Here is a 24,160-nt window from a genome sequence, read left to right as displayed (position 1 = left end):
CAATCGAACCCGCCCGCCTCCTAACATGGCTACGTCGGCAGTGCAGCGCCAGCCACGGCGTTCTGCTATTTCTTGAGCGCATGGAACAGGAGAAGTTGGCTAGGCACGCCCCGGGGCACCTCCCGCGAGAGGAACGACCTACCCGCGCGCGCTCTCGGTCAACGCACGCATGATGTCCTCCCGGGCGATTATCCCGACCAAGCGCTGTTCGGCGTCAAGCACGGGCAGACTTTTCATCCGATGGTCCACCATTAGCTGCAGAACGCGAGTCAGTTTCGTTGCCGGATCGACATAGATGAATTCCGGCGTCATCACGTCCGCCACCATCCGCGACAACAGGTCGTCATAGGCCGGAACCATGCGACCGGGGTTGAACGCAAAGCATTTCAGGAAATCGAAGTTGCTCACGACGCCGACAATGTCATCGTTATCGCGCACCGGATAGCAGTTGAAATCGTCGGCCTCGAACATCCTGTGCAGCTCGCGCATGGTGGTGTCGCGCGTAACCGTCTTTACCTCGCGCGTCATGTATTGCCCGGCAGTCGCTTCGAGAAATCTATGCACGGGAGCCCTCGCCATTGTAGATCCTTAACGGGACAGGAACGCGCATCGGCGTGATTCAGTTGCAAGGTGGCGCGTGACGCCGCCGAGCACCCATTCGCGGAATCGCGAGTGACCGTAGGCGCCCGCGATCACGGCACCCGCCCCGACATTGGCCGCGATCCTGTCGAGCTGTTCGGTCACGCCGCTGGCCGTCTCAGGAACGACCGTGTTCGCCGCGACGCCGTGGCCGCGCAACCACGCCGCCACGTCGGCAACATGCAGGAGCGCATCCTCACGACGGCCATCCCGCTCGGGAATTTCCGCAATCGTGACTTCCCTTGCGGCAGCCAGGATCGGCAGTGCGTCGAATACGGCCCGGCGCGCTTCCCGCACGTCCTTCCAGGCGATAAGAACGCTTCTCAGATCGAGCCATTGCACCGTAGGCGGCACCACGATGATCGGTCGGCCGGCCTGCATCACCAGATCGCTGGGATCGGGAGCGACGCTGGGGTCCACCAGGGTCTCCGAGCGGGCGCCAATCACGATGATATCGGCGGCTCTCGCCTGCTCCAGCAAGTGGGGCACCGGCAACGTCCGCGCGGGGCGCCACTCCACCGACGTTGCCCGCCTTTCGACCGACGCACGAAACTCGACTTCGAGTTCGGACAGGCGCTGCTCAATGGCGACAGCCTCCTCGTCAAGGAGCTCTTGCGCAAAGTTCCCATCGGCGAAATACATTGGCGGTCTGATATCCGAGGCGGCAACGCCGATGATCCGCGCCCCGAATCGCTCGGCGATATCGCCGGCCACCCTGAGGCAGGCATCGTTGGGCCGGCCCTGCGCCAGACCGACCATGACGGTTTTGTAGTCCATGACCTGCTCCACGCCCTCGGGCGGAATGCCGTATCAGCCCTGCCCACACAGCGGCATCCTAGAGATCCGCCCAGGTTCGAAGCTGACCTAGATCAAGAATCGCCCTCGGCTACTCCCTGAATCTGCCTCTCGCAGCAGAGTACAGTGGCCAGCGAACAGGATTGCTGAATTCCTTTTATATCAAATAGATGCAGGCGATCTATAATTTCATCTCGCTGCTCTTTCCCACGTTCGATTTAATGCGTTATCTGATAAGCAAGAGCAGCCTAGAAGGCGAAACATGTTCGACGCCGACCAGCCCTTTCGAGATCAAGAGCTACTCGACCACCATGCGCGCAGCGGCGCCGAGGGATCGGGCGTCGGCGCCTGGGATCTCGAGTTCTCGACCCGGAAGTTGAGCTGGTCCAGCGCTACGCGGAAGCTGTTTGGCGTCGAGCCGGATGCGCCTGTCGACTACGACCTCTTCCTTTCCCTGCTCGATGTGCAGGATCGCGATCGCACGGCAAAAGCCGTGCAACAGTCGATCGATACCGGCTGCAGTTTCGACATTCAGTACCGGGTGAACCGAGATTCGGACGAGGGCCACTGGGTGCGCGCGCTTGGCACGACGATCCGTGGCGCCGACGGCGCTCCTGCACGGCTCAGCGGCATTATGTTCGACATCAACCGAGAGAAGCGCCTCGAGGACACCGTCAGACTGCGCGAGAGGCACTTTCGCTCGATTCTGGATACGATTCCCGATGCGATGATCGTGATCGACGAGCATGGAATCATGCAGTTTTTCTCCAGCGCCGCCGAGCGTCAGTTCGGTTACAGCGAACCCGAGGCGATCGGAAAAAACATCAGCGAGCTGATGCCGGAACCAGATCGCAGCCGTCACGACGCCTATATCGCGCGATACCTGAAGACGGGCGAACGGCGCATCATCGGCATCGGGCGTATCGTCACCGGGATGCGCAAGGACGGCACGACATTCCCGATGCATCTCACCATCGGCGAGATGCATTCGGGTGGGAAGCCCTTCTTTACGGGCTTCGTTCGCGATCTCACCGAACAGCAACAGACCCAGGCGCGGTTGCAGGAGTTGCAATCCGAACTGGTCCATGTCTCCCGTCTGAGCGCGATGGGCGAAATGGCTTCCGCGCTGGCCCACGAACTCAATCAGCCGCTGTCGGCGATCAGCAACTACATGAAGGGGTCGCGCCGCCTGCTGGCGGGCAGCAACGACGCCAACGCGCCGAAGATCGAAGTAGCGCTCGATCGCGCCGCTGAGCAGGCGATCCGCGCCGGCGACATCATCCGACGATTGCGCGACTTCGTCGCCCGCGATGCTTCCGAGAAGCGCGTCGAGAGTCTTTCAAAGATGATCGAGGAGGCCGGCGCGCTCGGGCTCACCGGCGCCCGCGAACAAGGCGTGTTTTTGCGCTTCAACCTGGACCCGACGTCCGACCTGGTGCTTGCCGACAGGGTCCAGATTCAGCAGGTCCTGGTCAACCTGTTCCGCAATGCGCTGGAAGCGATGGGCACCTCGACGCACCGTGAGCTGATTGCCTCAAACACCAAGGCTGCAGATGACATGATCGAAATTTCCGTTTCCGACACAGGGACAGGGTTCGCCGGCGACGCGCATGCGCACCTGTTCCAGCCATTTTTCACGACGAAGGAAACCGGCATGGGCGTCGGCCTTTCCATCAGCCGCACCATCATCGAAACCCACGGCGGCCGGATGTGGGCCGAAACCAACAGATCCGGTGGCGCGACCTTCCGCTTCACGCTGCCCGCAGCCCACGCCAAGGATATGACCGATGCCATCGAGCGGTAAAGTTTATGTCATCGACGACGATCCAGCGATGCGCGACTCGCTGGATTTCCTGCTGGGCTCGGCCGGCTTCAGCGTGCGTCTTTTCGATTCGGCGCAGGCTTTCCTGAACGAGGTTGCGAACCTGGAGGCCGGCTGTGTGGTTACAGACGTGCGCATGCCCGGTATCGACGGCATGGAATTGCTGCGCCAACTGAATTGGGGCCCGCGAAAACTCCCTGTGATCGTCATGACCGGCCATGGCGACGTGCCTCTCGCCGTCGAAGCGATGAAGCTGGGGGCGCTCGATTTTCTCGAAAAGCCGTTCGAGGACGACCGGCTGATCAGCATGGTCGAGACCGCGCTTGCGGAGAGCGAGAGCGGTTCGAAGAGCGAGGCGTTGTCGGCCGACATGGCTGCCCGCGTTGCCAGCCTTACCCAGCGCGAACGCCAGGTGATGCAGGGGCTCGTGACGGGGCAATCGAACAAAGCAATCGCCCGGGAGTACGATATCAGCCCGCGCACGGTGGAGGTCTATCGGGCGAACGTTATGACCAAGATGCAGGCCGGTAACCTCTCCGAACTGGTGCGCTTTGCAATCCGAGCCGGGATCGTCGACGATTGAGCCAAGTCAATTCGGGGACTGAGAAAGCGCCTATTTTGTCGGCATGACCGACACCACAACCAGCGCCGCCAGTGAAAACGAGGTCGGCATTCCGCCCCGAAAATCGATGATCTACATCGTCGATGACGATTACGACGTTCGGACGTCGCTGCGATTTCTGCTCGAGACCGAGGGTTTTGACGTCCGCACGTTCCGCAGCGGGATCGCTTTGCTCGGATCTTCCACCCGAAACCGCGCGGATTGTCTTGTCGTGGACTACAAGATGGCGGAACTCGACGGTCTGGAACTGGCCATCCGGCTGCGACGGCTTCAGGTCTCCACCCCAATCATTCTGATCACCGGCTATCCGGACGAAAACATCTTGGCCAAGGCCAACTCGGCCGGAGTGCGTCAGGTGCTTCTGAAACCCAACCTGGAGGACAGCCTGGTCGACTGCGTTCGAAACGCGATCGATGATACGCCGAATGCGATGGGCCAGCCCTGAAAAGCATCGGCAGGCCCCGCTCCGTAAAACCCCGTAAGGGCTCCCCCTTAGGATATCGACCCAAATATCGCGCAGGGGAACTTCCGGATAGATCAAAGCCATCCCGCATCGAGGAGATGGCAAATGCTCACCCAGACGATCACCGCCCCGGCAGTCCCGACAACCAAGGCCTTCCCCGCGCCGCAGGGTGTTCCAGCCGTCGACCAGTTCAACGTGATCGCGACTTGCGCGGGTGTGATCGCCAGCGAATTTTCCTACCGGAAGGACGAGGAAATCTACGGCGAGGGCGAGCCTTCCGAATATGTCTATCAGGTAATCCGAGGGGCGGTTCGCACCTACAAGCTTCTTAACGACGGACGGCGCCAGATCGGTGCGTTCCACCTGCCAGGCGACGTGTTCGGCCTCGATGCCGGTTCGACCCACCGCCTGACGGCTGAAGCGATCGCCGATACCACGGTGCGCCTGGTGAAGCGCCGCAGCCTGGAAGCCGCCGCCGGATCGAACGTCCAGGTCGCCCGTAGCCTCTGGATCATGACGGCAAGCGGCCTTCGGCACGCTGAAGATCACATGCTGCTTCTGGGCCGCAAGACCGCGATGGAAAAAGTTGCCACCTTCCTCCTGGAAATGGACCGTCGTCTCACCAGGGCGGGCATGATGGCCCTGCCAATGTGCCGCCGCGACATCGGCGACTATCTCGGCCTGACGCTGGAAACCGTTTCGCGGGCGCTTTCGCAGCTCAGCGACCAGGGCATTCTGGTATTTTCGAGCGCACGTCAAATCGTGCTGCGCAATCGCCAGCGGCTGGCGGACATGGACGCCTGAGAATGAGCTGCGCGACAGGATACCGGAAGAATGGGAGTGCAGGATGAAAAGCTATCGCGTCTCCTTCTACAAGTATCTCTGTAACTCCGACGGCCACAGCTTCAAATGCCTGCAGCGCCAGGTCGACGTCCAGTCGGATGGACCATCCCATGCGCTGGTGTTGGCGGAGCGGTTGGTCGATAACGAGCGCCTCAATGCCGATTGCGTCGAGGTCATGCACCTCGCCAGTCATCACGAGTTCGAACATTCGGCGGGCCATTCGCCCGTTCCTGCCAACACACATGGAATCGCGCCGCGGGATGAAATGACCGCGACGTGAATTGGCCGCGCGGTCGGCTTCCGGCGTACCGGTAATTTGATCCAGGTCAATGCGAAGGCACCAAGCGATTGGAATATCCCTCCACATGATGCCCGACAATGATGTCCGCATCATGCGGCGATCTCGCCGTTTTCTCCTAAGACTGCCCCGCCATCGCTGGTCGTAAAGGCCGCATTGCGGGGCATTTTTATTGATGCCCGCCAATCGATCTATCGATTGGACCTCGCCTCCAATTCTCGCACGGCCTTGAAGCCGTGCGAGGCCGCCTGCAGCGCCTCGTCGATATCGGATGCGTGATGCGCCGAGGATAGGAACATGTTGTGCTGGGGATGAAAGAACGCGCCGTGGCGGAGCGCGACCGAACAGAACACCCTACCCTTGCGTACTTCCGGGTCAGCCTCGAACAGCATCAGCGGCATTTGCGGCGGGCCGCTTTGGCGGATCGCGATGCCGTGCTCGTTCGCCAACGATGCCAATCCCTCGCGCAGCCTCATGCCCATCGCACGAATATGCCCGGGCACATCCGTCTCGCGCGCGATCCGCAGCGTCGTTCGCGCTGCCGCCATCACCACCGCGCCGCACCAGAACGACCCGGTAACGAATACCCTGGTGGCGGCTTCGCGGAAGCGGTCGTTGCCGGTAACGGCGGCCAGCGCGTAGCCGTTGGCGATCGCCTTGCTCCAGGCGCCCAGGTCCGGCCGCACGCCGAGCGCTTCCCAGCTCCCCCTGGTATCGAGCCGCAGGCCGGCCCGCACTTCGTCGATGATCAAAGCGGCGTCGGCCGCGTCGCATACGGCGCGCGCGGCCGCCGCGAATTCCTTCGTCGGCAGTTCGAGATCGCGCCCCATGTCGTGGCGGAAAGCCGTCACCAGGACCGCAGCGAGATCCTTGCCCGCTTCATCGACCGCTGCTCGCAGGCTCTGCACGTCGTTGTACTCGAAGTGCACCAGATGCGCGCGATCCTCGGCGGTCACGCCGGCAACGCTCGGCGAGCACCATGGCAGCGCGCCATGATAGCTGCCACGCGCGACGAGCACCTTGCGGCGTCCGGTGCCGGCACGGGCGATCGTCACGCAGCATGTGGTCGCATCGCCGCCGTTCTTCTGAAACATCGCCCAATCGGCATGCGGCAGCATGGCGACGAGATCCTCGGCAAGCTCCACCATGACCTCGCCCGGGCCGTTCAAGCAGTCGCCTTTGGCGGCCTGCGCTTCCGCCGCCGCCTGAACTTCGGGATGCCGGTGGCCGAGCAGGATAGGCCCCCAACTGCACATGAAGTCGATGTATTCGCGCCCGTCGACGTCGCGCACGCGGCAGCCCTCCGCGGAGGCGAAGAACTGCGGATAACCTTCCGGGAGCCGCGCGGCATTCTGGTGGCCCCACATGCCGCCGGGAACGACCCGCTTGGCCCGCGCCCGCAACATGGCATCCGCTGTCTGCGTTTCGCTCAACAGCGCCGTGTGCTGGGTCATGACGTTCCCTAGTTGTAATTCGCTGAGCAGAACGAAGTTCGGCCGCGTGGGTGGACGACGCAGGCGTCACGCTTGCATCAAACCATCGGTCAAGACAGGCGACAATATCCCTTTGCACGATCCGTTTGCATGACGCGGCCGCAAATGGCGACGGTTCCCGGTGCGCAATCAATCTGATCGGGTGGCTTTTGGCTCGCTAAACCAATAAAAGACGCACTTTCGTCGCACGGTCGCTTGCCAAGTTCGGTTCGGAGCCACGTTGAACGCCTATCGTCCCATCGCCGTCGCAGCGCTCGCTGCATTCGCGTCGCTCACCTTCGCGGGCTCTGCGCTGGCGCAAAGCGCGATTGCCGCCAATGTCGCCAAACCGGGATCCCTCCCCGAAATCGCCATTGGGTCTGCGAAGGCGCCGGTGACCATCACTGAATATTCTTCGATGAGTTGCCCGCATTGCGCGGCGTTCAGCCAGAATGTGCTTCCGATGCTGCGTTCGAAATACATCGACACCGGCAAGGTACGCTTCGTGTTCCGCGAATTTCCACTCGACATCAAGGCCGCCGCAGCCTCGATACTGGCGCGCTGCGCCGGCAAGGGCGATTCCGAAAAATACCTCAGCGCAGTCGAGACCCTGTTCAAGCTGCAGGATCGCCTGATGGCGCAGACCAAGGATACGCTGATCTATGTCGGCAAACTGCATGGAATGAGCGAGCAGGAAGTCGCGACTTGCGAGCAGGATCAGGCACAGTTCGACAAGCTCACCGCCGACCAACAATATGCTTATAGTGAGTTGAAGGTTACCTCGACGCCGACTTTCTTCCTCAACGGCGAGCGGCTGCAGGGCTCGATGTCGTTCGAGGAGCTGGAAGAACGGCTCGAGCCGTTGCTGAAGAAGTAGCGCTCGCCGGCCGTCGCAATAGCCCCTTGTCCGGCGTCGCGGCCTCGTCGATGATGGCCCCAACAAACATATTGGGGAGAGCGCCATGGCCGCGGCTTTGCGGGTCTTGTTGGCAACCGCGTGGTTGCTGTCCGGCGTCCTGGCGTCGTCGGCGCAAAACTATCCAAGCAAGCCGGTGCGCGTCGTGGTTGGTTTCCCAGCGGGCGGACCGACCGATGCCATCGCCCGCATCGTGGCGCAGAAGCTCGCCGACAATCTCGGCCAGCAGTTCTTTGTCGAGAACATCGGCGGCGCCGGCGGCAACACCGCAGCCGGCCAGGTCGCGCGCGTGACGCCGGACGGCTACACCATCATGGTGGTCAGCACCGGCTTCGTCGTCAATCCCAGCCTCTATGCCAAGGTGCCATACGATCCGGTGAAGGATTTCGTGCCGGTGACGCTGGTTGCGGTCTCGCCGAATGTCGTCGTGGTCAACCCGCAAGTGCCGGCCAAGACGTTACCGGAATTGGTGCAACTCGTCAGGGACAATCCCGGCAAATACAGCTTTGCCGGCCCCGGCGTCGGATCGACGCCGCATCTGGGTGGCGAGCTGTTCCGGCTGGCTTTCAAGCTTGACCTGGTCCACGTCCCGTTCACGGGCGCTGCCCCGGCCATTCAGGCGACCATCGGGGGGCACACGCCGATCGCCTTTACAGCGCTGCCGCCCGCCCTTTCGGCGGTGCAGAGCGGACAATTGCGCGCGCTTGGCGTGGCTTCGACGGAACGGGCCGCAGGCCTGCCTGACGTACCGGCCTTCGCTGAGCAGGGCATCAAGGATCAGGAGGCCGACACACTCACCGGGATCGTCGCCCCCGCAGGGACGCCGAAAGAAATCGTCGATCTGCTTCATCGCGAGATTGCCAGGATTGTCGCACAGCCGGACGTGAAGGAACGCCTCACGACGCTCGGCTTCAAGGCGGTCGTGAATACGCCAGATCAGTTCGGCGCGCGCATCAAGCTGGAGATGGATAAGTGGGGTAAGGTGGTACGCGATGCAAAGTTGCGGATTGAGTAGTGCTCAGCGCGTCCCGTTCGACGTTGGCCGATCCAAAACCGCGTCCACTATCCCGACGAAGGTCAAGCCGATACGATTCTTCTGGATCCAGGCGACCCGGCACTCGTGCACGATCGACGGATCCTTTGCCATCACCAGGCGAAAATGCTGCGGGACGAAGGCTGGGTTTTCGACATCGATCGCAGCGCCCTCGCGCGAGATGTTCCGCACCACGCAGCGCATCACGGAGCCACCCGACGAAACATAGGCAGGCTCCTCGATCTCCGTTCGCGGATATTTTCGTCGCTCTTCCATTCCGTCTGTCCCATCCCGGATCGATTCCGGCCAAACCGCTAGGCTAGCGCAAAACCTTAAACAAGTCGGACGCGTTCGTATGGCCGCAACAGGCGTGGCCGGCCGAGCGGCTATGTCGTTTACGCAAGTCCACGCGATTGTTGCACGCAATTGTCGGGCCCCATTGTGCAAAGCGGTACAAAATCTCCATCGCCTATGCGCAGGCGTGCTCCGCGTCGCTATGGACTTGCCGATCGTGGCGATGGCGCGATAGCCTTATCTACTGATCAATCTACTGATCACTGGCACGCGAACGCGACGAACCGGCAGGCTGGCCTTGAATACACCGATCGCAAACTCTGCCGATCTTGCGGGCGACCAGGCAGTGATCGCCCGGGCCGAAGCCATACGTTCTGATGTCGCAGCAGCTTCCGACGACATCGAGGCCGCGCGACGGCTACCGCCCACGCTGCTCGACAAGCTGCACGACGCGCAATTGTTCCGTCTGTTGCTGCCCCGCTCGACCAACGGGATCGAAACCGATCCCGTGACTTTCTTTCACGTCATCGAAACCATTGCCAAGGCCGATGCTTCCACCGCCTGGTGTCTGAGCCAGGCCGGCGGTTGCGCGATGTCGGCGGCCTATCTCGATCTCCCGGTGGCGCAGGCGATCTTCGGCGATCCGCGCGCCGTATTGGCGTGGGGGCCCGGCCCCAGGGTTCGCGCGGTCGAATGCGATGGCGGCTACCGGGTGACCGGCGTCTGGTCCTTTGCATCCGGCGGCCGGCATGCGACCTGGCTCGGCGCGCACTGCCCGATCTATGCGGCCGACGGTTCGCTCAGATACGACGCCAATGGAGCCCCGCTCGAGCGCACCATGCTGGTACGCTCCGAAGACGTCGAGTGGACCGACATCTGGAACACCGTGGGCCTGCGCGGCACCGCCAGCGACCAGTTCGCGCTCAACGATTTTTTCGTGCGCGCCGACCATTCGATTACGCGTGAATTCGACCGGGAATGCCGCGAGCGCGGTCCGCTCTACCGCATGAGCAACCACACCTGCTACCAGGTCGGCTTTGCCGGTGTCGCCTGCGGCATCGCCCGCACTGCCCTCGACAACTTCGTCGATACGATGCGCAACAAGGTGCCGCGTGGCGCGAGGATCTCGTTGCGAGACAATGCAGTGGTCCAGTGCAACCTCGCTCAGGCGGAAGTCAATCTCCGCGCCGCGCGGGGCTACGTGTTGCAATCGATGGCGGATACCTGGAAGGACCTCACCGCGGGCTCCACCATCACGGTCGCCCAGCGCATGAACATCCGCATGGCCTCGACCCATGCCATCCACAAGGCGCGCGAGGCGGTCGACTTTGCCTACAACGCCGCTGGCGCGACCGCGATCTTCGAGAACCATCCGCTGGAGCGGCGGTTCCGCGACATCCATACGGTGACCCAGCAGTTGCAAGGCCAGCTCAGGCATTTTGAAACCGTCGGCGCCTGGATGATGGGCGTCGATACCGACCTCAGCTTTGTTTAGGGAGAGCGACCATGGGACTTGGCGGACTGCAGCACTACACCATTGAGCCCGCCGATCTCGAGCGCACCAAGGATTTCTATTGCGATGTACTCGGGCTGGAAAACGGCGATCGCCCGCCGCTCGATTTCCCCGGCTATTGGCTCTATTCCGGCGGCACGGCCACGGTGCATCTGATGGGCACGCGCAAGCCCCGTGAGGGCATCGTCGTCCGTGGTACCGAGAAGAAGTATGAGGATACCGGCCGGCTTGACCATATCGCCTTTGCCGCCACCGATGTCGAGGGCATGCGCAAGCGGTTGCAATCGAAAAGCGTCAAATTCCGCGAGAGCATCGTGCCGCGCACCGGCGATACCCAGTTCTTCCTCTACGATCCCGACGGTGTCGGCGTGGAGCTGAACTTTCCGAAAACCTGAGGGCTCACTCCTGCCGCCCGAGGTCCACGTGATGTTGGCGTGCAACACCGCCCCGCAAATAATGAAGTTCCCGACAACGCCGCAAGTCAGCCACGACTAAGGCGCGAGTTGGTCCGGTTTTCTTCATCATTGCAATGAGATTGGAGGAGCCGCGCCGCTGCGGCAGAATAGCCGGGTGCCGCGCCTTTCAACCTACCCCAGGGCATGCGTGCCCGGCTATTCGTCCGGCCAACCCGCTCTTAGTCGAGCCCGCGCTCGTGGCTCAGGTTGACCATTTCCTGAATGAAGACCGCCTTTTGCTTGTCGTCCAACGTGGCAAATAGCGGCTCGGCGGCATCGGCCACGTTGCGCTGATCGACGGCGCGATCATTGAGAAATTGAGCTTCATTGCGCATCTGCTCGATGATGTCGTCGGGAGGATCGCGTTTGGCGCGCGCAACGCGCAGATTGAGCCGGTCGGCGCCGTTATGACCGAGATAGTGCATCGCACTGTTGAACGCGGCCCAATGCTTCTCCTGCTCCGGTGTGAGGTTTAGCTCCTTCTTGATCCGCTCGATATTGGCGTCGCTGTTGGCGACGATCTGTTCGGCCGTCAGTTGCGGGGCGCCGGTCTGGGTGAGGACGGCCGGCTGCTGCGGTTGTTGCTGCTTTGCGGTCTTCGTGGCTTTGGACCCCTTCGAAGGCTTCGCGGTATCACCTTGCTTGGAAGGCTCGCCCTGCTTGGAATCCTTCGCCGCAGGTGCCTGTCCGCCCTTGTTGTTATTGTTGCCCCCGGTCAGGACGCCGGTGACGCCCGTGACCACGCCGACGACGCCGCCGATCGCGCCGCCCAGCACGCCACCGACCGGGCCGGCAGCCTTGTTGCCTTCGCGCGCCCCTTGCTGCACGCCCTGCACCAGCCCTTGCGCCTTCGCAGTCGCACATGCGGCAAGAACCAGCACGGCGATGGCGCCAAGTACAAAACACCAGCGCGACGACATCGGTGCAAGCTGCTGAGGACGTGTCATTGTCGGGTCTCCATGGTCCGATCGAGAAATTTGTCACGCGCAATCGCCGAGGCGCACGAGAATCCTTCCCTGCCTAAACTATCGTTTCCGGCCCAAACTCGTCCACCGCTGCACCGCAAGGTTCCCCGGCAGGAAACATCTTCGGGGCAGCGAGTTACACGCGCCGTCAATCGACTGCGGCGCAATTGCCCCGCTCGGCCGCAAGGTGTGCGGCGCAATATTGTCGCGTCGATTATTGACGATGCCGACGACACGACATCGTTGCTCCCGCGGCCCGGAATTTCCACGCAACGTTAGTTCAATGACGGCGACCGCTGTGTTTTCTCGACAGATGCAAACAATTCTGGTCTGATCCGATTACAAAATCTCTGCTGGCGGCCGCCTCGATGCGGCTCCCCGCCAGACGGAGAAGAATAATAAGAAGCAAAAATCTGGCTCAGCAAAGAGGAAACGCTATGTCACGCAGGAAGCTTTCTCGCCGACAATTCGTTGCTGCGACAGCGCTATCATCCGCAGCGCTCATCACCGCGCCCTATGTGCGCGGCGCCCACGCCGCCGGTAAGCTATCGATCGGTTTCTGGGACCACTGGGTTCCCGGCGCCAACAAGGCCTCGACAGAAATCGTCAATGCCTGGGCGGAGAAAGAGAAGGTCGAAGTTCAGATCGACTACATCCCGAGCCAGGGCAACAAGAACCTGCTCACCATCGCAGCCGAAGCACAGGCGAAATCCGGCCACGACATTCTCGCCATGCCCACCTGGTGGCCGCATGCGCAGGCCGAGCTGCTGGAACCCATGAACGACGTCATGGAAGGCCTCATCAAGCAGAACGGCGAACCCAACGGTACCGTGAAATATCTCGGCCAGTCCAAAGGCAAGTGGCTCGCGGTGCCCGCGAGCGTCGGCAGCCAGATCAAGGGCCCCTGCTCCCGTATCGACCTGATGAAGCAGCATGCCGGCATCGACGTGCAAGCACTGTATCCTGCCGGTGCCGCGCCGAAGGCCGACAGTTGGACCTTGGACACCTTCCTCAAGGCCGCAGAAGCCTGCCAGAAGGGCGGCGTTCCGTTCGGCATCGGACTTGGCGAGACCAGCGACAATGTCGATACGGCCGGCGCGATCTTCCAGTCGTTCGGCGCAGCCCTTGTCGATGAGAAGGGTAACGTCACCGTCAAGACCGACGCGGTGCGCCAGGCACTGGAATTCTACAAGAAGCTGATCTCCTTCCTTCCGCCGGACGCCGGCGCCTGGGACGACTCCTCCAACAACAAATGGCTGGTCTCCGGCAGGGGCGCCATGGTCATGAACCCGCCGAGCGCCTGGGCGGTCGCCAAGCGCGACGCACCGCAGGTGGCCGAGCAGTGCTGGACTCATGGCTTCCCGGCCGGACCAAAGGGCCGCTACGCGCCCTACCTCTCCTACTTCTGGGGCACCTGGTCGTTCTCCAAGAACAAAGAAGCGGCCAAGAGCGTGCTCAGGGCGCTCTCGCAACCGGATGCGATTGAGAAGATGTGTGTGGCGAGCGGCGGCTACGACCTGCCTTGCTACGAAAAACTAACCACACTGAAGGTCTGGCAGGAAGAAGGGCCGCCAAAGGGCACGCTCTACCACTACCCGAACCCGCATAACCACCAGACGCTCTCGATCGCCGCGGCGCCCGCCCCGCCGAAGATTGCGCAGCAGATCTACACGCAGGCGACCCTGACCAAGATGTGCCTGCGCTATCACAAGGGCGAAGCGATGGAAAAGGTGCTCGCCTGGGCTGAAGGCGAGTGCGAAGGCTTCATGCGAAGCTGACGGACGAGATGATATGGCGGCCTGCCTGATCGCAGGCCGCCATTACGCATCCGCATTCAATCGCGGACTCTGCGAGAGCAGACAGAACGTGACAGGGTGAGAACAGACCATGGCTGACGTTGTATTGCAGCCGAACCGGGCCACTACCTCGAAAACCGCGCGCAAGCGCGGCAGCCTGCACAAAATGCTCAAGCGCAAATCAACTGCGGCGTTCCTGATGACGCTGCCGCTGATCCTCCTGATCGCGCTGCTCGTGATTTATCCCGCCTTCTATGCGCTGCATCTGGCGACGCTGAACAAGTCGATGCAGCGTTTCGTCGGGCTCAGCAATTTCGCATTCCTGTTCAAGCGCGAGACGTTCTGGCTCGTCGTGCAGCAGTCCTGCATCTTCGCGATCACGGCCGTCATCTTCAAGGCGGTGCTCGGCTTCATCATTGCGCATTTCGTCCACAACATACCGGCCAAGGGGCAGCGCAAATGGCGCGGCATGCTGCTGGTGCCGTGGGTGATCCCGCCGGCGATGAGCACGCTCGCCTGGCTCTGGCTGTTCGATCCCTCCTACAGCGCGTTCAACTACACGCTCTCCTTCTTCGGCGTCGGACCGATCCCCTGGACCGGCGATGCCGTGTGGGCGCGCTTCTCGGTCATTCTCGTCAACATCTGGGTCGGCGCACCGTTCTTCATGATCATGTATCTGGCGGCGCTGAAATCCGTGCCGGAACAGCTCTACGAGGCCGCCGCCATCGACGGCGCCAATTGGTGGCAGCGCATCTGGTACGTCACGCTGCCGATGATGCGGAACATCATCGCGATTACGACGCTGTTCTCGCTGATCGTGACCTTCGCCAATTTTGATATCGTGCGCATCCTGACCGCGGGCGGCCCGCTCGATCACACCCACATCTTCGCGACATGGGCGTTCCGCATCGGAATCGAGGGCAGCGACATACCGCTGGGCGCCAGCGTATCCCTCTTCATGGTGCCGATCCTGGCGATTGCAGCGATCTTTATCCTGCGCGACATCAACAAACGTGGGAACGAATCCTGATGACCACGGTAACAATCGACAAGGCTGCACCGACCCGCAAGGTCAAGTACGGCAGCATGAGCCGCGACCGCGCCTGGGCGCTACGCTGGTCCTATTTCTTCCTGGTGATCTTCGCGATCTTCTTCCTGACGCCGCCGATCTACATGTTCATCACCTCGCTCAAGAGCAGCGCGGAGATTTCGGCGGCGACCAATCCGTGGTGGGTGTTCCATCCGACGCTGGAGAACTACATAGCGCTTCTGACGTCGAACCAGTTCCTGCGCTTCTTCTGGAACTCGGCGATCGTATCGATCTTCGTCGTCACCATCACCATGCTGATATCGGTACCCGCCGCCTTTGCGCTATCGAGGATGCGGTTCTGGGGCTCGGCGACGCTCGCGACCGGCGTATTCCTGACCTATCTCATCCCCGAGACACTGCTCTTCATTCCGCTGTTCAAGATGTTCGCGGTGATCGGTGACTGGACCGGCATCCAGCTCATCAACAGATGGTACGTGCTGCTGATCCTTTATCCGACATTGACGGTGCCGTTCTGCACCTGGATCATGATCGGCTACTTCGCCTCGATCCCGAAGGAGCTGGATGAAGCCGCCGTCATCGACGGCGCGTCCTGGATCCAGACGCTGACGCGGATATTCATTCCGGTTGCCTTTCCCGGCATCATTGCGGCGACCATCTTCGCCTTCACGGTGTCATGGGCGCAATTCCTCTATCCACTGGTGTTCACGACGTCGACCGACCAGCTCGTCATGCCGGTTGGCATCATCACCACCTTGATCAAGGGCGACGTCTTCAACTGGGGACAGATCATGACCGGCGCCCTTCTCGGCGCAGCGCCGCCGCTCATCATCTACGCATTCCTGATGGACTATTACATTGCCGGCCTGACCGCCGGTGCGACGAAGGGTTGATCTCATGGCAGACGTGACGCTGCGTAAGGTTGTGAAGCGCTATGACGAGGTCGAGGCGGTGCGCGGCATCGACCTCGACATTGCGGACCATGAGTTCGTGGTGCTGGTCGGACCATCGGGCTGCGGAAAGTCGACAACGCTGCGGATGATCGCCGGTCTGGAAGATATCTCCGACGGCGACATCATGATCGGCGGCGACATCGTCAACGACGTGCCGCCGAAGGATCGCGATATCGCGATGGTGTTTCAGAACTACGCGCTCTACCCGCACATGACGGTTGCGGAGAACATGTCGTTCGGGCTGCGGCTAAAACGCTACCCGAAGGCCGAGATCAAGAGCCGTATCGACGAGGCTGCGCGCATGCTCGACATCGTCGAGCTCGTCGACCGCAAGCCGAAACAGTTGTCCGGCGGTCAGCGCCAGCGCGTTGCCATGGGCCGCGCCATCGTGCGTAACCCAAAGGTGTTTCTGTTCGACGAGCCGTTGTCCAACCTCGACGCCAAGCTGCGCGTGCAGATGCGGATCGAGATCAAGAAGGTGCACCAGAAGGTTCGCACCACGACCGTCTACGTGACCCACGACCAGGTGGAGGCGATGACGCTGGCCGACCGCGTGGTGGTAATGAACCATGGCCGGATCGAGCAGATCGGCACGCCGAACGAGCTCTATCACAAGCCGGCGACGAAATTCGTCGCCAGCTTCATCGGTTCGCCGGCGATGAATTTCATCCCGTGCCGACTGGAGGATCTCGCCGGCAAGTTGCACATCCGGTTGACCGACCGCATCGCCTTCCCGCTGCCGCCGGCCCGTGCCGCCCGCTATCAGGGCATTCCGCGCACCGAGAAATTGCTATTGGGGCTGCGGCCCGAGCATATCACCGAGGCTCGGCCGCATCTTGCATCCGGCGTAGAGGCCTTCGACACGGTGCTCGACGTCACCGAGCCGATGGGAATGGAGACGCTGATCTACTTTACGCTGGAAGGCTCGCAGGTCTGCGGCCGAGTCAATCCCAATGCCGGCGCGCAGGATGGCGCCCCCCTCCGATTGGCTGTGGACCTCAACAATATGCACCTGCTAAACGAGGTGACCGGCGTCGTCCTTTGACGGCGCAATTGCGTGACCTAAGGGCAGGAAATGGCTACCAACAAGAAGAAAATCTTCATCACGGAATCGATGTCGCAGCAGGGAAGGGCGCTACTTCACGCGCGAGACGACATCGAACTCGTCGAATTTCCCAACATGATTTCGCAGGAAGATTTCAACATCAAGCTGAAGGAGCATGCGCCGGTCCATGGCGTCGCCCTTGGCGCCACCCGCTTTGGCGAGCCCGAACTCGAATCCTCCAAGGACATGCTGGTCGTCACCCGGATCGGCGTCGGGTTCGACGCCGTCGACGTCCCCGCGCTGAGCCGCCGCAAGGTGCCGCTGATGGTGGCCGGCACCGCCAATTCGCCGTCGGTTGCCGAACACGCGCTGTTCATGATGCTCACGCTCGCCAAGCGCGCAACGGAAATGCATTCGCTGGTCAGGGACGACAGATGGGCTGATAGGCTCGGGATGCTGCCCTACGACCTCTTCGGCAAGACCGTTCTGATCGTCGGTTTCGGGCGCATCGGTACGCGCACCGCCAAGCGCTGCCTCGCGATGGAAATGAACGTACTGGTTTTCGACCCCTATAAGCCCCCCGCCGACATCAAGGCAGCCGGTTGCGAACCGGTCGCCGACCTCAACGCGGCGCTGCCGCGCGCCGACTTCGTCAGCATCCATTGTCCCAAGAATCCGGAGACGGTCGGCATGTTCAATGCCGACAGGCTGAATCGGATGCAGCCGTCCGCCTATCTGATCAACACGGCGCGCGGCGGAATCGTCGACGAGGCCGCGCTGTACGCCGCGCTGGTGTCCGGCAAGCTTGCCGGCGCGGGCCTTGACGTTTTCGAGCAGGAGCCGCCGCCGGCCGGTCAGGCGTTGCTCGCCCTGCCGAACGTCATCATGGCGCCGCATGTCGCCGGCGTTACCGTGGAAGCCGTGGACCGCATGAGCGAGCAGACCGCCCGCAACATTCTGAGCGTATTGGACGGCGATCCCTTGCGCCAGAACGTGATCAATCAGGACGTGCTCGGCTAATCGTCCTCAGTAAATGGCCCCAGGCATGGCCGGTCTATCGGCCCGGCCGGCAAGCGAGGTGTGTGCATGGCCTTCAAGGAATACGGCGATTACGACGCGGTCGGCCTTGCCGAACTGGTTCGCAAGAACGAGGTCTCGGCCAAGGAATTGCTCGATGAGGCCATCGCCCGCACGGCAAAGGTCGATCCCCAGATCAACGCGGTGGTCGTCAAGCATTACGAGTATGCCGATCGTCAGATCGAACACGGCCTGCCCGACGGCCCCTTTACCGGCGTGCCATTTCTGCTGAAGGACCTCGACCTCCTGGAAGGCACGCGCACGACGTCAGGAGCCACCGTCCTGAAGGATTTCGTGGCTGACCACACCGGGACGCTGGCGCGGCGTTTCCTCGATACCGGCGTATCCATCTTCGGCAAGAGCTCCAGTCCCGAATTCGGCCTGATGCCGACGACGGAGTCGCGCCTGTTCGGGCCGACCCGCAATCCCTGGAATCTGGAGCATTCTTCCGGTGGGTCATCCGGCGGCGCGGCGGCGGCGGTTGCAGCCCGTATCCTCCCGGTCGCGCACGCCAGCGATGGCGGCGGCTCGATCCGCATCCCCGCCTCCGCCTCCGGCGTGTTCGGCCTGAAGCCTACCCGGGCGCGCAATCCGCTCGGCCCTGATCGCGGCGAAGGCTGGGGCGGATTCTCCTGTGGCCATGTCGTGAGCATCAGCGTGCGCGACAGCGCGGTGATGATGGACGCGATTCACGGGCCGGAGTCGTCGAGCCCCTATTTCGCGCCGCCGCCGGAGCGGCCGTTTTCGCAGGAAGTCGGCCGCGACCCGGGCAAGCTTCGTATCTCGTTCACCGATAAATCGCCGTATGGCGATGCCATCGATCCGGAAATCGCGGCAGCCGTGCGTGAGGTCGCAAGCCTTCTGGCGGGGCTCGGCCACCACGTCGAGGAACAGGCGCCAGCGCTTGCCGTCGATCCAGCCGCGGTCATGACCACTATCGTCGGCGGCAACACCGCACTGACGGTTCGTTTGATCGAGCAGCGGCTCGGGCGAGAGATGACGGACAATGATCTCGAGATACTGACGCTGGCGCATTCGCGCAACGCGAAGAGGACCTCGGCGACCGACTATGTGGCGGCCCAGCTCGCCGCCTTCCAGATTTCCCGCTCGCTGGCCACCTTCTTCGAGAGCTGCGACGTCTTCCTGTGCCCGACCTTGTGCGCGCCACCGCTGCGCATCGGCGAACTCAACACGATGTCAAACGATCTGTCGCACATTGCCCCGATCCTGCGCCGCTACATGCCCGGCACCTCTATGTTCAACATGTCCGGGCAGCCGGCCATGTCGGTGCCGCTGGCCTGGAACAAGGCTGGCTTGCCGCTTGGCATGATGTTTTCGGCCAGGTTCGGCGACGAGGCCACCCTGTTCCGGCTGGCCGGCCAGCTCGAACAGGTCCGGCCCTGGAAGAACAAAATACCGCCGGTGCGCGCTTAGCTACGCCCCAAAAAAGCCACGGATTGACAAAGCATGGCTTTATTCGGAAGCAAGGAAAGGGCCGTGGGCGGCGACGGATACTGATTCCGCAAACGGGCTCGACCCGGAGGCTGAATCGTGACCCTAAGCGACCCGACCGACAACGCCCTGGCGACCATCGCCAGCATCCTCGACCCACCGGAAAGCCGCCGCGAACCCGACAAGCCCGCGGTGGCGGCGCAGATTGCGGTGGGCCCTCCGCCCATCCCCACATCTCCTCCGCCAATCGAGGCTCACCGTTACTGCAAGTTCGGGCCCGGCCCGATGACCGCGATCCGTTTCAAGTGGACGGTCCGCCTCGACAATGGCGATTACTATGTCGACGAGACCATCGGCGAGAACTCCACGCCGATCGTCACCGGGCCGATGTCGAGGGAAGCCGCGATTCAGATGGTCGACGATCGCGAAAGCAGCGCGCGCCGACGCTTCGAGCAATTGAAGAGCGAGATGACCGAGCGTAGCGCCGCCGCCAATCTGGCCCGCAAGGATGACGGCGAGGCGTAACCGCGTTTGTTGACGGCTATCTCGGCGGCCCCAGAAAATCCTTCTTGGCCAGATCGACACCGGCATGGCGCAGGATGTCGTAGGCCGTCGTCACATGAAAGAAGAACTGCGGAACGCTGAACGTCAGCAGCAGCGATTTTCCGGTGAATTTCCGCTGCGTCCCGTTCTTGAACGTGAAGGCGACTTCCCTGTCGGCCGCGGCTTCGATCTCGGCGCGCGGCAGATCCTGCAGGAAGTCGATCGCCTCCGATATCCGCGACTTCAGCTCCGCAATGTCGGGCTCGGCGTCCGAAAATCCGAGAGGCGCAAGGCCGGCCAGCAACGCGCAGGCAACGACCGCATGCCGATTGGCCTCTGCTACCTGCTGCTTCAGGCTGTACATGGTGGGTGAGAGCCGCATGTTCAGAAGAACAGCGGGATCGATGTTTCGGGCTTCAGCATGGGCGCCAGCCTTGTCGAGAAGACCGGACAGATTTCCGAGATACGGCACGAACACGCCGACGGAAGCCTCGTAGAGCGAGATGGTCACGATTGCAATTTCTCCGGCTGGCACCACGCGGATATCTGGTTTAAATCGGCGCCATCGATTCAGAGTGTCATTTAATTTGTCGGCGGAGAAGACCTGATGCTTCGAGTGTTCGTTAGTCTTGCAATGGCTGTCGTGTGGACCGTTGTCGCCCACGCTCAGCCGGCGAATTCCCGCCTCGACGACATCATCAAGCGCGGCACGCTGCGGGTCGGCATGACCGGCGACTATTTGCCGTTCACCTATCTCGACAAGGCGACGTCAAAATTCCGCGGCTTCGACGTAGACATGGCGGAAGCGCTGGGCAAGGCGCTCGGCGTCAAGGTCGAATTCGTTCAGACGGCGTGGCCGCAGCTCATGAAGGATTTCGAAGCCGACAATTTCGATATCGCGATGGGCGGCGTCTCGATCACGCTCGACCGGCAGAAAAAGGGAATGTTCTCGACCCCGATCATGCGTGAGGGCAAGACGCCGATCGCGCGCTGCGCCGACCAAGGCAAGTATGAGACCATCGCCGATATCGACAAGGCCGGCACCCGCGTCATCGTCAACCCCGGCGGCACCAACGAGCGCTTCGCCAAGGCGAACATCAAGAACGCCGAGATCAAGGTCTGGAACGACAACGTCACGATTTTCGAGGAGATCGCCAAGGGCAATGCCGACCTGATGATGACGGACGCTTCGGAGACCCGCTACCAGCAGAAGCAGCATCCCGGCGTGCTCTGCGCGGTGCATCCGGAAAAACCGTTCGACTTCGCCGAGAAGGCGTATTGGCTGCAGCGCGACATGGTGCTGAAGGCCTTTGTCGATCAATGGCTGCACATCACGATCCAGGATGGAAGCTTCAGGAAAATTTATGCCGCCTGGTTCGATTGATTCTCGGTTGGACAAGCGCGTTTTCTGAGGAAATTGACCGTCCATTGGGGGCAATTTAGACTGCCGCGGTCGAATTGAACCAAAGCCGCTAGTACACGACTTATAGTTTGAAAGTGATCTGGATCACGTTGAGTGAAGCTGCCGCTGCGTAGTAGCTGCGGGAATCCGGATTCCCTGTTCAGGAGGTCGTCATAATGAAGAAGTGCCTCGCTATCGCCGCGCTCTTGCTGGCTGGCACCGTCACCGCTGCACAGGCGCAGTACACTTTCGAGTATGGCGGCCGCACCATTACGATCGATCCCGATCGCGGCACCGTTTCTATTCCCGGCGTCTACGACAATACCGGCAAGAAGACCAAACGCACGCGTGGCGAGGAAGGCGATCTTGATCGTCCGACCAGGAAGGCTCCGCAGCAGGCAAAGACCGCCCCGCAGGCCCCCGAGACTGCGCCAGCGCCGGCCGCGCCGGCACCAGCGGAGCAAGCGGCTGCCCCTGCGACTGCGCCGGCACCTGCTGCCCCTGCGCCGGCCGCTCCCGCCGCGGCAGCGGCAGCGCCGTCGAGCACGACGACAGCCGTTGCACCGGCTGACGCCGCCGCGCCTGCGGCGGCAGCGCCCGCTGCTCCCCCAGTGCAACAGAACGCCGCGCCGGCAGTCCCGCCAGCACCAGCTCCCGTTGCTGCACCGGCACCACCGCCGCCGCAACAGAAACAGGCCGCGGCTCCGGCAGATTCGGCGCCGCCGCCTGCGAACTCACCGCTCGGCGTTTGGCTGACGGAGGAGAAGGAAGGCAAGGTGCGGATCGAACCGTGCGGCCCTAATCTCTGCGGCTACTCCGTCGACAAGAAGTCGAACCAGAACGGCGAGCAGGTCCTGATCAACATGAAGCCCGGCAAGGACAAGTGGAGCGGCCGGATTTTCGATCCGAACACCGGCAGCACCTACGATTCGACGATCGCCCTCAAGGGCACCGACAGTCTGCGCGTTCAGGGCTGCGCCTTCGGTGGCATGTTCTGCGGCGGCCAGACCTGGACCCGCGTCAACTGACCTGCAGGCGCTGCTGCGCATTCGACCGAAGCCCCGCCTCTGCGCGGGGCTTTTTCATGGATATTGACGCGTGATGGCAATCACAGTCGTCATGGAACCGCTGTGAGATCGTGATCGGGTCCAAATCAAAGGGGCACGTCATGGAAAAGTCTCGGAAATCCGTGGTCGCCGTTTCGCTGCTTGCTGCACTGGGCTTTGCGACGCCATCCGCAGCCGCAACATTCGACGGCGACTGGAATGTGCAGATCACATCGTCGAATGCCGCCTGCAGCAGCGGCGCGTCAGTCTCGATCGGCATCAACAATGGTCAGATCGCCTCCCACAACGCGGCTATCACGGCCTCCGGCCGCGTCGCCGAGGCCGGCGCCATCCGCGTGACCCTTGCGAGCGGCATGAAGCGCGCCGTCGGCTCCGGCGTTCTCACGGGCACGTCAGGATCGGGCACATGGCGCGCGGCCTTGTGCTCCGGCACCTGGACTGCGCAACGGATATGAAGCAACCAGCGGTCAGCCGACCTTCTCGGCGTACTCCGCGTCGGTCACGTGCTCCATCCAGGTGACGTAGCTGCCGTCGAGCGCTTCCTGCATGGCGATGTGGGTCATGGCGTTGGTCGGCGAAGCGCCATGCCAGTGCTTCTCGCCCGGTGGAATCCAGACGACATCACCGGGACGAATTTCCCTGATCGGACCGCCCTTGGCCTGCACTCGTCCGACCCCCGAGATAACATAGAGCGTCTGACCCAGCGGATGCGTATGCCACGCCGTGCGCGCGCCAGGCTCAAAGGAGACACGCGTCGAGGCCAACCGTGCCGGCGCCTCGGTCTGGATGATCGGATCCTGCAGCACCGTGCCGGTGAAATATTCAGTCGGCGCCCGGCGCGTCGGCCGGGAGCCCGCGAGATGGATTTCCATGGAGTTGCCTCTGCCTGTTGAAGTTATTTCTTCGTCGCGGCGTAGCGCGCCTTGGTCTCTGCGTTCATCGGATAGAGGCCGGGCAATGCCGCGCCGTTATTCACCTCGTTGACGATCCAGGCCTCCATCCGTTCCTGTTCCGGCCCTTCGGCCAGCACGTGGTCGAGCAGGGCCTGCGGGATCAGCACGGCACCGTCCTGGTCGGCGACGACGATATCGTTCGGGAATACCGCGACTCCGCCGCAGCCGATCGGCTCGCCCCAGCCCACGAAGGTAAGCCCCGCCACGGAAGGCGGCGCGGCGAAGCCGTCGCACCAGACCGGGAGATTGGTGCCGAGCACGCCTTCGACGTCGCGCACCACGCCATCGGTGATCAGCGCCGCAACGCCGCGCTTGATCATGCGGGCGCAGAGGATGTCGCCGAAGATGCCGGCATCGGAGACGCCCATGGCATCGACCACAGCGATGCAGCCTTTCGGCATGGCTTCAATCGCGGTACGGGTCGAAATCGGCGAGGACCAGGATTCTGGCGTGGCGAGGTCTTCGCGCGCGGGCACGAAGCGCAGCGTAAAGGCCGGTCCGACCAGCCGCGGCTGCCCCGGCCGCAGCGGCTTGGTGCCGCGCATCCAGACGTTTCGCAGGCCCTTCTTGAGCAGCACGGTGGTGATGGTGGCGGTCGAGACGCCGGACAGGGTTGCGATGGCTTCGGGGGACAGGGACATCTGGAATGCAGGCTCCGGAGGATAGGTGAAAGGTAGCGCATCTTGCGAAGCGC

At 62.3% G+C, this 24,160-nt stretch carries 27 protein-coding genes; 19 read left to right on the top strand and 8 right to left on the bottom strand.

The features are described 5' to 3' along the window. Positions 1-138: 138 nt before the first annotated feature. Entirely contained in the window at positions 139-564 is a 426-nt protein-coding gene (locus V1292_RS25380) for a CBS domain-containing protein (RefSeq protein ID WP_334375357.1), read from the bottom strand. Between the two features lie 24 nt (positions 565-588). After that, the gene (locus tag V1292_RS25375) at positions 589-1,416 is read right to left on the bottom strand and encodes a universal stress protein (protein WP_334377160.1); all 828 of its coding nucleotides are present in this window, start codon (positions 1,414-1,416) and stop codon (positions 589-591) included. 280 nt (positions 1,417-1,696) lie between these two features. Between V1292_RS25375 and fixL the strand changes: the two genes are divergently transcribed. The 5 genes from fixL (at position 1,697) to V1292_RS25350 (ending at position 5,464) form a co-directional block, all read left to right on the top strand. Beyond that, the gene (gene fixL / locus V1292_RS25370; protein WP_334375356.1) at positions 1,697-3,238 is read left to right on the top strand and encodes a sensor protein FixL; all 1,542 of its coding nucleotides are present in this window, start codon (positions 1,697-1,699) and stop codon (positions 3,236-3,238) included. Further along, positions 3,222-3,839, top strand: coding sequence for a response regulator FixJ (gene fixJ / locus V1292_RS25365; protein WP_334375355.1), 618 nt, complete (start codon positions 3,222-3,224; stop codon positions 3,837-3,839). The genes fixL and fixJ overlap by 17 nt, the downstream gene beginning before the upstream one ends. A gap of 43 nt (positions 3,840-3,882) precedes the next feature. Next, positions 3,883-4,323: a response regulator gene (locus tag V1292_RS25360; protein ID WP_334375354.1), complete on the top strand. Its 441-nt coding sequence runs from the start codon at positions 3,883-3,885 to the stop codon at positions 4,321-4,323. A 123-nt stretch (positions 4,324-4,446) separates the two neighbouring features. Continuing rightward, positions 4,447-5,145, top strand: a complete 699-nt coding sequence (locus V1292_RS25355; RefSeq protein ID WP_334375353.1) for a helix-turn-helix domain-containing protein — start codon at positions 4,447-4,449, stop codon at positions 5,143-5,145. Between the two features lie 43 nt (positions 5,146-5,188). After that, complete coding sequence (locus tag V1292_RS25350) at positions 5,189-5,464, top strand: hypothetical protein (RefSeq protein WP_334375352.1); 276 nt, start codon at positions 5,189-5,191, stop codon at positions 5,462-5,464. A 209-nt stretch (positions 5,465-5,673) separates the two neighbouring features. Here V1292_RS25350 and V1292_RS25345 read toward each other — a convergent pair whose 3' ends face one another. After that, positions 5,674-6,936: an aminotransferase class III-fold pyridoxal phosphate-dependent enzyme gene (locus tag V1292_RS25345; protein ID WP_334375351.1), complete on the bottom strand. Its 1,263-nt coding sequence runs from the start codon at positions 6,934-6,936 to the stop codon at positions 5,674-5,676. A 259-nt stretch (positions 6,937-7,195) separates the two neighbouring features. Between V1292_RS25345 and V1292_RS25340 the strand changes: the two genes are divergently transcribed. Further along, positions 7,196-7,831 (top strand): thioredoxin domain-containing protein, encoded by a 636-nt coding sequence (locus V1292_RS25340; protein WP_334375350.1) that lies wholly within the window; start codon positions 7,196-7,198, stop codon positions 7,829-7,831. Positions 7,832-7,916: 85 nt separating this feature from the next. Then, complete coding sequence (locus tag V1292_RS25335) at positions 7,917-8,885, top strand: Bug family tripartite tricarboxylate transporter substrate binding protein (protein ID WP_334375349.1); 969 nt, start codon at positions 7,917-7,919, stop codon at positions 8,883-8,885. Positions 8,886-8,888: 3 nt separating this feature from the next. On the opposite strand, the gene V1292_RS25330 is transcribed toward V1292_RS25335, so the two are convergent. Further along, positions 8,889-9,179 carry a PilZ domain-containing protein gene (locus V1292_RS25330; RefSeq protein ID WP_334375348.1) on the bottom strand — a complete coding sequence of 97 codons (291 nt, stop codon included), beginning with the start codon at positions 9,177-9,179 and terminating at the stop codon, positions 8,889-8,891. Between the two features lie 316 nt (positions 9,180-9,495). Here V1292_RS25330 and V1292_RS25325 point away from each other — a divergent pair, with 316 nt between their 5' ends. Both V1292_RS25325 and V1292_RS25320 read left to right on the top strand, forming a co-directional pair. Then, on the top strand, positions 9,496-10,692 hold the full coding sequence (locus tag V1292_RS25325; protein ID WP_334375347.1) for an acyl-CoA dehydrogenase family protein: 1,197 nt from the start codon (positions 9,496-9,498) through the stop codon (positions 10,690-10,692). Between the two features lie 11 nt (positions 10,693-10,703). Beyond that, positions 10,704-11,105, top strand: a complete 402-nt coding sequence (locus V1292_RS25320) for a VOC family protein (protein ID WP_334375346.1) — start codon at positions 10,704-10,706, stop codon at positions 11,103-11,105. A gap of 239 nt (positions 11,106-11,344) precedes the next feature. Here V1292_RS25320 and V1292_RS25315 read toward each other — a convergent pair whose 3' ends face one another. Continuing rightward, entirely contained in the window at positions 11,345-12,112 is a 768-nt protein-coding gene (locus tag V1292_RS25315) for a Spy/CpxP family protein refolding chaperone (protein ID WP_334375345.1), read from the bottom strand. Between the two features lie 455 nt (positions 12,113-12,567). Between V1292_RS25315 and V1292_RS25310 the strand changes: the two genes are divergently transcribed. The 7 genes from V1292_RS25310 (at position 12,568) to V1292_RS25280 (ending at position 20,026) form a co-directional block, all read left to right on the top strand. Beyond that, positions 12,568-13,908, top strand: coding sequence for an ABC transporter substrate-binding protein (locus V1292_RS25310; RefSeq protein ID WP_334375344.1), 1,341 nt, complete (start codon positions 12,568-12,570; stop codon positions 13,906-13,908). A 109-nt stretch (positions 13,909-14,017) separates the two neighbouring features. Beyond that, on the top strand, positions 14,018-14,956 hold the full coding sequence (locus tag V1292_RS25305) for a carbohydrate ABC transporter permease (protein WP_334375343.1): 939 nt from the start codon (positions 14,018-14,020) through the stop codon (positions 14,954-14,956). Beyond that, the gene (locus tag V1292_RS25300; protein WP_334375342.1) at positions 14,956-15,867 is read left to right on the top strand and encodes a carbohydrate ABC transporter permease; all 912 of its coding nucleotides are present in this window, start codon (positions 14,956-14,958) and stop codon (positions 15,865-15,867) included. The genes V1292_RS25305 and V1292_RS25300 overlap by 1 nt, the downstream gene beginning before the upstream one ends. Positions 15,868-15,871: 4 nt before the next feature. Continuing rightward, positions 15,872-16,972 carry an ABC transporter ATP-binding protein gene (locus V1292_RS25295; RefSeq protein ID WP_334375341.1) on the top strand — a complete coding sequence of 367 codons (1,101 nt, stop codon included), beginning with the start codon at positions 15,872-15,874 and terminating at the stop codon, positions 16,970-16,972. Between the two features lie 30 nt (positions 16,973-17,002). Next, positions 17,003-17,992, top strand: coding sequence for a hydroxyacid dehydrogenase (locus V1292_RS25290; protein ID WP_334375340.1), 990 nt, complete (start codon positions 17,003-17,005; stop codon positions 17,990-17,992). Positions 17,993-18,058: 66 nt separating this feature from the next. Beyond that, positions 18,059-19,483, top strand: a complete 1,425-nt coding sequence (locus tag V1292_RS25285; RefSeq protein ID WP_334375339.1) for an amidase — start codon at positions 18,059-18,061, stop codon at positions 19,481-19,483. 117 nt (positions 19,484-19,600) lie between these two features. Further along, entirely contained in the window at positions 19,601-20,026 is a 426-nt protein-coding gene (locus V1292_RS25280) for a hypothetical protein (protein WP_334375338.1), read from the top strand. Between the two features lie 16 nt (positions 20,027-20,042). Here V1292_RS25280 and V1292_RS25275 read toward each other — a convergent pair whose 3' ends face one another. Next, complete coding sequence (locus tag V1292_RS25275) at positions 20,043-20,555, bottom strand: DUF1993 domain-containing protein (RefSeq protein WP_334375337.1); 513 nt, start codon at positions 20,553-20,555, stop codon at positions 20,043-20,045. A gap of 96 nt (positions 20,556-20,651) precedes the next feature. Between V1292_RS25275 and V1292_RS25270 the strand changes: the two genes are divergently transcribed. The 3 genes from V1292_RS25270 (at position 20,652) to V1292_RS25260 (ending at position 22,968) form a co-directional block, all read left to right on the top strand. Continuing rightward, complete coding sequence (locus tag V1292_RS25270; RefSeq protein ID WP_334375336.1) at positions 20,652-21,428, top strand: transporter substrate-binding domain-containing protein; 777 nt, start codon at positions 20,652-20,654, stop codon at positions 21,426-21,428. Between the two features lie 194 nt (positions 21,429-21,622). Next, complete coding sequence (locus V1292_RS25265; RefSeq protein ID WP_334375335.1) at positions 21,623-22,474, top strand: DUF2147 domain-containing protein; 852 nt, start codon at positions 21,623-21,625, stop codon at positions 22,472-22,474. A gap of 140 nt (positions 22,475-22,614) precedes the next feature. After that, positions 22,615-22,968: a hypothetical protein gene (locus V1292_RS25260; protein ID WP_334375334.1), complete on the top strand. Its 354-nt coding sequence runs from the start codon at positions 22,615-22,617 to the stop codon at positions 22,966-22,968. A gap of 12 nt (positions 22,969-22,980) precedes the next feature. Here the strand turns inward: V1292_RS25260 and V1292_RS25255 are convergent, their stop codons facing one another. Together V1292_RS25255 and V1292_RS25250 are read right to left on the bottom strand one after the other, a co-directional pair. Continuing rightward, on the bottom strand, positions 22,981-23,385 hold the full coding sequence (locus tag V1292_RS25255) for a (R)-mandelonitrile lyase (RefSeq protein ID WP_334375333.1): 405 nt from the start codon (positions 23,383-23,385) through the stop codon (positions 22,981-22,983). 23 nt (positions 23,386-23,408) lie between these two features. After that, complete coding sequence (locus V1292_RS25250) at positions 23,409-24,107, bottom strand: ribonuclease activity regulator RraA (RefSeq protein ID WP_334375332.1); 699 nt, start codon at positions 24,105-24,107, stop codon at positions 23,409-23,411. Positions 24,108-24,160 lie beyond the last annotated feature (53 nt).

The sequence above is a fragment of the Bradyrhizobium sp. AZCC 1719 genome (genome assembly GCF_036924525.1).
GTDB lineage: Bacteria > Pseudomonadota > Alphaproteobacteria > Rhizobiales > Xanthobacteraceae > Bradyrhizobium.
This window is presented reverse-complemented; position numbering and strand designations above follow the sequence as displayed.

Excerpts from the sequence above, each read along its gene's own strand:
- V1292_RS25375 (WP_334377160.1), bottom strand. The coding sequence starts at position 1,416 with ATGGACTACAAAACCGTCATGGTCGGTCTGGCGCAGGGCCGGCCCAAC.
- fixL (WP_334375356.1), top strand. The coding sequence starts at position 1,697 with ATGTTCGACGCCGACCAGCCCTTTCGAGATCAAGAGCTACTCGACCAC.
- fixJ (WP_334375355.1), top strand. The coding sequence starts at position 3,222 with ATGCCATCGAGCGGTAAAGTTTATGTCATCGACGACGATCCAGCGATG.
- V1292_RS25360 (WP_334375354.1), top strand. The coding sequence starts at position 3,883 with ATGACCGACACCACAACCAGCGCCGCCAGTGAAAACGAGGTCGGCATT.
- V1292_RS25355 (WP_334375353.1), top strand. The coding sequence starts at position 4,447 with ATGCTCACCCAGACGATCACCGCCCCGGCAGTCCCGACAACCAAGGCC.
- V1292_RS25350 (WP_334375352.1), top strand. The coding sequence starts at position 5,189 with ATGAAAAGCTATCGCGTCTCCTTCTACAAGTATCTCTGTAACTCCGAC.
- V1292_RS25345 (WP_334375351.1), bottom strand. The coding sequence starts at position 6,936 with ATGACCCAGCACACGGCGCTGTTGAGCGAAACGCAGACAGCGGATGCC.
- V1292_RS25335 (WP_334375349.1), top strand. The coding sequence starts at position 7,917 with ATGGCCGCGGCTTTGCGGGTCTTGTTGGCAACCGCGTGGTTGCTGTCC.
- V1292_RS25330 (WP_334375348.1), bottom strand. The coding sequence starts at position 9,179 with ATGGAAGAGCGACGAAAATATCCGCGAACGGAGATCGAGGAGCCTGCC.
- V1292_RS25320 (WP_334375346.1), top strand. The coding sequence starts at position 10,704 with ATGGGACTTGGCGGACTGCAGCACTACACCATTGAGCCCGCCGATCTC.
- V1292_RS25315 (WP_334375345.1), bottom strand. The coding sequence starts at position 12,112 with ATGACACGTCCTCAGCAGCTTGCACCGATGTCGTCGCGCTGGTGTTTT.
- V1292_RS25310 (WP_334375344.1), top strand. The coding sequence starts at position 12,568 with ATGTCACGCAGGAAGCTTTCTCGCCGACAATTCGTTGCTGCGACAGCG.
- V1292_RS25305 (WP_334375343.1), top strand. The coding sequence starts at position 14,018 with ATGGCTGACGTTGTATTGCAGCCGAACCGGGCCACTACCTCGAAAACC.
- V1292_RS25300 (WP_334375342.1), top strand. The coding sequence starts at position 14,956 with ATGACCACGGTAACAATCGACAAGGCTGCACCGACCCGCAAGGTCAAG.
- V1292_RS25295 (WP_334375341.1), top strand. The coding sequence starts at position 15,872 with ATGGCAGACGTGACGCTGCGTAAGGTTGTGAAGCGCTATGACGAGGTC.
- V1292_RS25290 (WP_334375340.1), top strand. The coding sequence starts at position 17,003 with ATGGCTACCAACAAGAAGAAAATCTTCATCACGGAATCGATGTCGCAG.
- V1292_RS25285 (WP_334375339.1), top strand. The coding sequence starts at position 18,059 with ATGGCCTTCAAGGAATACGGCGATTACGACGCGGTCGGCCTTGCCGAA.
- V1292_RS25270 (WP_334375336.1), top strand. The coding sequence starts at position 20,652 with ATGCTTCGAGTGTTCGTTAGTCTTGCAATGGCTGTCGTGTGGACCGTT.
- V1292_RS25265 (WP_334375335.1), top strand. The coding sequence starts at position 21,623 with ATGAAGAAGTGCCTCGCTATCGCCGCGCTCTTGCTGGCTGGCACCGTC.
- V1292_RS25260 (WP_334375334.1), top strand. The coding sequence starts at position 22,615 with ATGGAAAAGTCTCGGAAATCCGTGGTCGCCGTTTCGCTGCTTGCTGCA.
- V1292_RS25255 (WP_334375333.1), bottom strand. The coding sequence starts at position 23,385 with ATGGAAATCCATCTCGCGGGCTCCCGGCCGACGCGCCGGGCGCCGACT.
- V1292_RS25250 (WP_334375332.1), bottom strand. The coding sequence starts at position 24,107 with ATGTCCCTGTCCCCCGAAGCCATCGCAACCCTGTCCGGCGTCTCGACC.